This window comes from Paraburkholderia sp. (genome assembly GCF_049581445.1).
GTDB lineage: Bacteria > Pseudomonadota > Gammaproteobacteria > Burkholderiales > Burkholderiaceae > Paraburkholderia.
Genome location: NZ_JBAURZ010000186.1, coordinates 1 through 7,945, shown reverse-complemented (window position 1 = coordinate 7,945; position 7,945 = coordinate 1). Strand labels below are relative to the sequence as shown.

General features: G+C 61.7%; 6 protein-coding genes and 2 pseudogenes. 3 read left to right on the top strand and 5 right to left on the bottom strand.

Features of this window, described 5'->3' with window-relative positions; genetic code table 11:
- Positions 1-377: 377 nt before the first annotated feature.
- Positions 378-1,379, bottom strand: coding sequence for a thioredoxin-disulfide reductase (gene trxB, locus WCA85_RS16565; RefSeq protein ID WP_424065649.1), 1,002 nt, complete (start codon positions 1,377-1,379; stop codon positions 378-380).
- Between the two features lie 411 nt (positions 1,380-1,790).
- Between trxB and WCA85_RS16560 the strand changes: the two genes are divergently transcribed.
- Positions 1,791-4,106 (top strand): DNA translocase FtsK, encoded by a 2,316-nt coding sequence (locus tag WCA85_RS16560; protein ID WP_424065647.1) that lies wholly within the window; start codon positions 1,791-1,793, stop codon positions 4,104-4,106.
- A 192-nt stretch (positions 4,107-4,298) separates the two neighbouring features.
- Entirely contained in the window at positions 4,299-5,015 is a 717-nt protein-coding gene (lolA, locus tag WCA85_RS16555; RefSeq protein WP_424065651.1) for an outer membrane lipoprotein chaperone LolA, read from the top strand.
- An 87-nt stretch (positions 5,016-5,102) separates the two neighbouring features.
- On the opposite strand, the gene WCA85_RS16550 is transcribed toward lolA, so the two are convergent.
- Positions 5,103-6,023 carry a LysR family transcriptional regulator gene (locus WCA85_RS16550; RefSeq protein WP_424065646.1) on the bottom strand — a complete coding sequence of 307 codons (921 nt, stop codon included), beginning with the start codon at positions 6,021-6,023 and terminating at the stop codon, positions 5,103-5,105.
- A 148-nt stretch (positions 6,024-6,171) separates the two neighbouring features.
- Here WCA85_RS16550 and WCA85_RS16545 point away from each other — a divergent pair.
- Positions 6,172-6,291 (top strand): annotated as a pseudogene (locus tag WCA85_RS16545) (agmatinase); the annotation flags it as partial.
- 17 nt (positions 6,292-6,308) lie between these two features.
- On the opposite strand, the gene WCA85_RS16540 reads toward WCA85_RS16545, so the two are convergent.
- The 3 genes and pseudogenes from WCA85_RS16540 to WCA85_RS16530 form a co-directional block, all read right to left on the bottom strand.
- Positions 6,309-6,833, bottom strand: coding sequence for a helix-turn-helix transcriptional regulator (locus tag WCA85_RS16540; RefSeq protein ID WP_424065644.1), 525 nt, complete (start codon positions 6,831-6,833; stop codon positions 6,309-6,311).
- Positions 6,834-6,836: 3 nt separating this feature from the next.
- A pseudogene (locus WCA85_RS16535) lies at positions 6,837-7,128 on the bottom strand (hypothetical protein).
- Between the two features lie 310 nt (positions 7,129-7,438).
- Positions 7,439-7,945: cytosine permease (locus tag WCA85_RS16530; RefSeq protein WP_424065642.1), on the bottom strand; the 507-nt coding region annotated here is incomplete at its 5' end.

Genomic DNA, 7,945 nt, shown 5'->3' with positions numbered 1-7,945 from the left:
CGCCTAGACCCGCCAGTCCGGCCGCCGGATCGATCTGCGGCTGGCTGGGTGCGACCGGCACGGGCGTTGGCTTCACAGCGGCCGGGCGCGGGCGTTTGGGTTCGCTAGGATGAGGCAGATTCTTCGCCATAACGGTGACACACGTTCAGGATTGGATCGGTCGCGCGAGCACTTTGGGCCGCGCGGGGTGCCCGGCCGCAAAAGCGCGCAACGGACAATTGGCACAGGTAAACGGAAAAGGGCCGCCAGCCTTGCGGCTGCAGCCCTTTCTACACTGCGTGCGCTCAGCACTCAGGTTCAGGCCCGAGCGCTATTTTACCGTTTCTGCTTTACGACCCGCTGCGCGACCCAGGCGGGTCTGCCCGACGGGTCGCCGATTAACGTTCCGCTTCCGCGCTCATGACGCGTTCGCCGATCATTTCATCAATGGTTTCGAGGTAACGCTGAGCGTCCAGCGCAGCCATACAACCCGTACCGGCGCTGGTGATGGCCTGGCGGTACACGTGATCCTGCACGTCGCCTGCGGCAAACACGCCCGGCACGTTGGTGCCCGTTGCATTGCCCGAGAGACCACCGTTGGTGATGATGTAGCCGTTCTTCATCTCCAGTTGGCCTTCGAAAATGTCCGTGTTGGGCTTATGGCCGATGGCAACGAACAGGCCCTGCAGCGCGACATCCGAGCTCTCGCCGGTCTTGGTGTTCTTGATGCGCAGGCCGGTCACGCCCGACTGGTCACCCGTCACTTCGTCAAGCACGTGATTCCACTTGATCTCGACGACGCCTTCCTTTTCCTTCGCCAGCAGACGATCGATCAGGATCGGTTCGGCGCGGAACTTGTCACGGCGGTGGATCACCGTCACTTTCTTCGCGATGCCGGCGAGGTAGAGGGCTTCCTCGACTGCGGTATTGCCGCCGCCGATCACCGCCACGTTCTGCTGCTTGTAGAAGAAGCCGTCGCAGGTTGCGCAGGCGGACACGCCCTTGCCCATGAACGCTTCTTCGGACGGCAGGCCAAGATATTGAGCCGACGCACCGGTCGCGATGATCAGCGAATCACAGGTGTATTCGCCCGAATCGCCGATCAGACGGATCGGCTTTTCATTGAGCTTCGCCGTGTGGATGTGATCGAAAATGATCTCGGTGTTAAAGCGCTCGGCGTGCTCGAGAAAGCGCGCCATCAGTTCCGGGCCCTGTACACCGTTCGCATCAGCCGGCCAGTTTTCGACATCGGTCGTGGTCGTCAGTTGGCCGCCCTGGGCGAGACCCGTGATGAGCACCGGGTTCAGGTTGGCGCGCGCGGCGTAGACGGCGGCCGTGTAACCAGCGGGGCCGGAACCGAGAATCAGGACTTTGGCGTGTTTGGTGGTGGTTGCAGGCATGATCGAGATCCGTAAAAGGCGCTGGGCTCGCCCTTGCGAGGCCGCGCGTCAACAGCTAAATGTGAGCTGAAACTGTAGATGGGTATCAGACCAGCATTATAAAGGCCGAGGTGCGGGGCTGCTTCATGAAGCTTCCTGATCGGCGCGATAGCGTGATGGCGTTGTTTTGCTGAAAAAACCACCCTGGCTGCCCTTGGTTACTGTCATTTACAGCCTTGTGTGCGGCACTGCGTTTACAATAGCCCGGATCGATCGACCCGGCGGCCGCGACCGGGCGCCCAGCGCCGCTTGGGGCAGCGCTTTGAGTTGCTGGTTTGGCCGCTCATTGGGTCGCTGATCTGGCCGCGTTATGTGGTCGTATAGGTGGCCACTTAGTTGGCCGCTCGTTTGGCCGAACACGCAACAGGATCAATGGCAAAAGCTCCTTATTCCGCGAGCGCGCAGGCATTGCCGCACCGCATGTCGCGCCTTTTCACCGAAATCCGCTGGATCCTGCAGGTCGCGCTCGGCGTCTTCCTGCTGATGGCGCTCGTCAGCTACAGCCGGCACGATCCGAGCTGGACCCACGCCGCGCAGGTGGATCACATTGCCAACTGGGCCGGGCGTGTGGGCGCCTGGACCTCCGACATCATGCTGCTGCTGTTCGGCCTGTCCGCCTACTGGTGGGTGGTGCTGCTCGGGCGGCGCATCTCCGCCAATTACCGCCGCATTACCCGTCACGAGACCATGGCGGAAGACACGCCGCGCGACGCAAGCTGGCTTGCCGAAGCCTTCGCCTTCGTGCTGGTATTGCTCGCGAGCGACGGCATCGAGGCGCTGCGCATGTGGTCGCTGAAAGTGCAACTGCCGCGCGCGCCCGGTGGCGTGATCGGCGAAGGTGTGGCCCGCGGCGTTTCGCACGCGCTCGGCTTCACGGGTGGCACCCTGGCGTTGCTGGTCGTGCTCGCTATCGGGCTGTCGCTGTATTTCCGCTTTTCGTGGCTTTCCGTGTCCGAAAAGGTTGGCGAATCAATCATTTCCGCCGTCACGTTTGCCCGTCTGCGCCGCGAAGCCGGCCGTGACCGCAAGCTGGGCGAGGCGGCTGCGGTCAAGCGTGAAGGCAAGGTTGAGCAGGGGCGGGTGCGCATCGAAGAGCACGAGCCGGTGATGATCGTGCCGCCGGTGGTGACGCCGGCCAAGTCGGAGCGGGTCGAAAAAGAGCGCCAGGTGCCGCTTTTCACCGATCTGCCGGGCGATTCGACGCTGCCTCCCATCTCGCTGCTCGATCCGGCGCCCGCGGCGCAGGAGACCATCTCGCCCGATACGCTCGAATTCACCTCGCGGTTGATCGAGAAAAAGCTGAAGGATTTTGGCGTCGACGTGAGCGTAGTCGCTGCGTACCCGGGTCCGGTGGTCACCCGTTACGAAATCGAGCCGGCCACGGGCGTGAAAGGCAGTCAGATTGTCAATCTCGCGAAAGATCTGGCGCGCTCGCTGTCGCTGGTGTCGATCCGCGTGGTGGAGACGATCCCGGGCAAAAATTTCATGGCGCTGGAGTTGCCGAACCAGCGCCGTCAGACCGTGAGTCTTTCCGAGATTCTCGGCTCGGCTGTGTACGCCGACGCGGCCTCGCCGCTGACCATGGGTCTCGGCAAGGATATCGGCGGCAAGCCGGTGTGCGCCGATCTCGCCAAGATGCCCCACCTGCTGGTGGCCGGTACCACCGGCTCGGGCAAGTCGGTCGGGATCAACGCAATGATCCTGTCGCTGCTCTACAAGGCAAGCGCCGAACAGGTCCGCATGATCCTGATCGACCCGAAGATGCTCGAAATGAGCGTCTACGAGGGCATTCCGCATCTGCTGTGTCCGGTGGTCACGGACATGCGCCAGGCCGGCCACGCGCTGAACTGGGCAGTGGCCGAGATGGAGCGCCGCTACAAGCTGATGAGCAAGCTCGGCGTGCGTAACCTCGCGGGCTACAACAACAAGATCGACGAAGCGGCCAAACGCGAAGAAAAGCTGCCGAATCCGTTCAGCCTGACGCCGGATGAACCGGAGCCGCTCACGCGTCTGCCGAACATCGTGGTCGTCATCGACGAACTGGCCGACCTGATGATGGTGGTCGGCAAGAAGGTCGAAGAACTGATTGCGCGGATCGCGCAGAAGGCACGTGCGGCGGGTATCCACCTGATTCTGGCCACGCAGCGGCCGTCAGTGGACGTGATCACGGGCCTGATCAAAGCCAACGTGCCCACGCGGATGGCGTTCCAGGTTTCGTCGAAGATCGACTCCCGCACTATTCTCGACCAGCAGGGCGCCGAATCGCTACTCGGGATGGGCGACATGCTCTATTTGCCGCCGGGCAGTGGCTTGCCGGTGCGCGTACACGGCGCGTTTGTCTCCGATGAGGAAGTGCACCGCGTCGTAGAAAAACTTAGGGAACAGGGTGAGCCGAACTATATCGAGGGCATCCTCGAAGGCGGCGTTACCGGGGACGGCGACGAAGGTTCGGCTGGCATTGAGGGAACTGGCGCGGGCGGCGGCGAGTCGGACCCTCTGTATGACCAGGCGGTCGAAGTGGTGATCAAGAATCGCCGTGCGTCGATTTCGCTGGTTCAGCGGCACTTGCGGATCGGCTATAACCGCGCCGCGCGCTTGCTGGAGCAAATGGAGCAGTCGGGGCTGGTGTCGGCGATGTCGTCGAACGGCAATCGCGAGATTCTCGCGCCGGCGCGCGAAGCAGAGTGATTGGCGACGCTTGTGATCCCATTTGTTTTTCGACGTGAGCACTGGAATGCTGGCGTCGCCGACGAGGCAGTCACCGGCGACGTGGTCCATCCGGTTGAGCGTTCAGCCACGCATCCAACACTGAAAGCGGTGACGCGCGCCGCGCGCTCCGCCACCCCAATTCCTGGTCCGATTCAATCCACGGAGAATGATATGCAGCAATACGCCGGGCACAGTGCCCATCCTGGCCGCCTCGGCCATCTGGTTCGTACGCTTGCGCGCGGGCTTGGCAGCGTCGCAATCGGGGCGTCCTTGCTGGTCGCGCAACAGGCGTTCGCGAGCGGCACCGAGCAGCTGAAGGCGTTTGTCGCACAGGTGCATTCGGCGCGCGGCGATTTCGTGCAGCAGGAAGTGCGGGCGCCAAGCAAGGCCCAAAGCGCGAGCGACGCTGTGCAGGTCATGCCGAAGAACGCGACTTCCAGCGGCACATTTGTGTTCGCGAGGCCGGGCAAGTTCATCTGGTCGTACGAGAAGCCCTATGAGCAGGTGTTGCAGGCCGATGGCGACAAGCTCTACGTGTACGACAAGGACCTGAACCAGGTCACGGTGCGGGCGCTGGGTGGGGCGCTCGGCGCGAGCCCTGCGGCGATCCTGTTCGGCAGCAACGATCTGGACAAGAACTTCACGCTGCGTGACGCAGGCGTGAAGGGCGGGATCGATTGGCTCGAATTGATTCCGAAGGCCAAGGACACGCAGTTTCAAAGCGTGGGTATCGGCTTTAAGGACGGCAATCTGCAGGCCATGGAGTTGCACGACGTGTTCGGTAACGTGACTTTGCTGACTTTCTCCAACATCCAGAAAAATCCGCCGCTGCCTGCGGATGCGTTCAAGTTCACGGTGCCGAAAGGTGCTGATGTGATCAACGGCTAGGCGCGTTGCGCGCTTTGTCGTGACGGAAAGGCCGCGCGTCGTCTGCGCGGCTTTTTCATGATGCGGCCGGTTTTTGCGCGTTGAGCTTTACGCGTGATTCTCGCTGGCAGGTAGGGGATGGGCTGCTTTCATGTCGTCTATAAACGCGTCGACGATATCGGTCCGGTGCTGACGCGCGCGCGTGACCATATGAAACGCTACCCGGTATTTCATCAGCTCGGGGTTGAGCGCCGCCAGCAGGCCTTCCTTCACGTACGGCGACGCAAAGTGCCCGGGCAGATAGCCGAGGTGATGGCCCGAGAGCACCAGCATCGCGACCGATTCCATGTTGTCCGCGACCGCCGTCACGTTGTGCGGCGTGGTCGAGCTTTCGGCCTCCGGCAGCGGATAGCTGCGCCATGCCCACTCGTGTTGCGCGGCCTCGGCGGGTGCAACTTCGCCCGCCTGTCCGAACAATGGATGACCCTTGGCGCAATAGGCGAGCTGATCCTCGGCGAAGACCTCGGTGTATTCGAGTGATGGCACCCGATGCCAGAAATAGCCAATGCCGACCTGAATCCGTCCGTTTAGCAGCAGTTCCTCCAGTTCGCCCGGCGAGCGCACCAGAATCGAAAACCGCACCGACTGATCGCGCGTGCGGAACCGCCCGATCGCATTGGATATCCGCGCGCTGGCCGACACCGGGGTGTGGCCAATCATGCCGATGTCCAGCGTGCCGACCAGCTTGCGGCCGACATTGCGCGCCTGCATCCCGAAGGTGTCCACGGCGGCCAGCAGCGCCCGTGCTGCGTCGATGAACTGCTCGCCGCGCGCTGTCAGGCTAAAGCCGCTACGGCCGCGTTCACATAACCGGTAGCCGAGGCGCGTTTCAAGCGTGGCGAGCTGGGTACTGATGGTCGACTGACCGACGTTCAAGGTCGCCTGGGCAGGCGAGACACCGCCTGCGTCGACGATTGCCAGAAAGACGCGGATCAGGCGCAGGTCGAGATCACTGAGTTGGGAGAACATGGGCGGGATACATCGTTATGAATCGATGTTAAGTTTATTCGTCAGTCATTTTATATCGCCGCATCGTGCTCAAGAATGAAGATTCATCCAGCTGTTGGCATATTTTGCCGCGGCCTGCATCCCTTCCTATTTTCATTGCTGAGCAACAATGAATACGTCTTCCCTGGTTTTCTCCGATGCTGGTGAACGTCCGCAACCGCTGTCGGGCAATGCCATGCCGCGTTGCGGTGGTATCGCCACGATGCTGCGTTTGCCCTATTCCGGCTCGGTGTGCTGCATGCGGTGTTACGCGAGGAGGTACTCCAACTGCTGATTGATCCGCGGCTCAAGTTCACGCGCTTCTTTCGCCAGATTGACCTGCTTGGCGGAGCGTGCAATCTCGAGCACATCCGGCTTGATGTCATAGCCGCCCCTCGTGTTCAACCATGTCAGCACGTCCGACAGATGCCAGACCGAAGGGTTGCCCTCGTGGACGGGTATGGGAAATTCGGCGGCGTGACTCAGCATCAGCTTGCGCATGTTCTGGCGTGACACGCCCGCGACGTCGGCAACGTCGGTCAGGCCAACGAAGTCCGGTGCCGCTTCGACGAGCCGCGCCGAAGGCACAGCTTGCTTCACGTCTTCGAGCGCGCTCAGCAGCGCCTGAAGGGCGGTAGCGCCTTCGCGAGCAAAGACGAGCGCGACGCGGCCCGGTTGCCCGACACCGATGGTTGCGTCGTCACACCCTGCTTCGGCAAGGCGTTCGACGATCTGGTCGAGGTCGCAGTCGTCCGCTGCGAGTTGGTATTTCAGGGTGAAGTCGTATTCCATGTGTTACTCCTCTTGCTCGGTCTTGGCGCGTACGGTTTGCGGCGCACACTTTTGCCGGTGAGTTGTGCAATTCTCGACCACCCTTCTGAGCAGCCGGGCGTGATTGCCAGGATTCTTTGGCGTGCTCCAGACACTGGTGATGCAGAATTCACCGCACCGGCACTCGGAGTCGTTGTACGGACAGTACATTTTTCCCCACGCGTGCCCCTTGCCGCCGCCCTTCACGCCAGCCGACCGATTCGGCATAGGCCAGCGCGTCTTCTACTTCCTTCTTTGAGTGGGTCCCACGAGTCATCAATGGCCTCATGCTAAATGTGCAACCCATGGTTGTCAAGTGACAACCATGGGAGATTGATCAAGTTTTCAGATGGATCGGTCGTTCGTTTCAGGAAGTGCCTTAAATTGAGATGATCCATCTTAAAAACGCCTGTATTACCAGGTAATTACGCCATGCAAGGCGACCCGCCGCAATAGAAAATGCGGCGGCAAAAGTAATAGGCCGTATGGAGTCTGCGGGGCGATGGCCGGTTCGGCGAAGACGCGAGCCGCGCTAAAAGAAGCGAGGCAAACGACCCGCATTGCACGGGTCGTCGAGGCAAATTTATTTAGGCGTACGCCGCTTTGCGCGTCGACACCAGGGCGAGATAGCAGAGCGCGCCAATGGCAAGCGCGGGGAGGGTCGCGCCAAGATTCGGCAGCCATTGGTTAATGGCCTGGTAGGCCACAATCCCGATCGCCCAGGAGAAGAAAGCGCTCAAATGCCAGCCGCCCGAGAAACCGTAGCGGCCTTGCACGTCAGCGAGCGCCGCGGCTTCGATGCGACGTTTGCGCACGATGAAGTGATCGACGAGCACCACGCCGAACAGCGGCGCGAACACCGAGCCAATCAGCAGCAGGAAGTTCTGATACTTCGCCATTGGCACCAGCAGGGCAATGGCCGTGCACAGCGCGCCGAATGCCGCCGAGAGCACCGGTACGGTCGCCCGCGTCCAGAACGTGCCGGTCGACACGGCGGCCGAATGGATATCGGCAAAGGCGTTGTCCACTTCGTCGATCAGGATCAGCAGCAGCGCGAGGCCGCCGCCGGCCTGGGCAAGCGCACCGGTCAGCAG

Excerpts from the sequence above, each read along its gene's own strand:
- WCA85_RS16560 (WP_424065647.1), top strand. The coding sequence starts at position 1,791 with ATGGCAAAAGCTCCTTATTCCGCGAGCGCGCAGGCATTGCCGCACCGC.
- WCA85_RS16550 (WP_424065646.1), bottom strand. The coding sequence starts at position 6,023 with ATGTTCTCCCAACTCAGTGATCTCGACCTGCGCCTGATCCGCGTCTTT.
- WCA85_RS16540 (WP_424065644.1), bottom strand. The coding sequence starts at position 6,833 with ATGGAATACGACTTCACCCTGAAATACCAACTCGCAGCGGACGACTGC.
- trxB (WP_424065649.1), bottom strand. The coding sequence starts at position 1,379 with ATGCCTGCAACCACCACCAAACACGCCAAAGTCCTGATTCTCGGTTCC.
- lolA (WP_424065651.1), top strand. The coding sequence starts at position 4,299 with ATGCAGCAATACGCCGGGCACAGTGCCCATCCTGGCCGCCTCGGCCAT.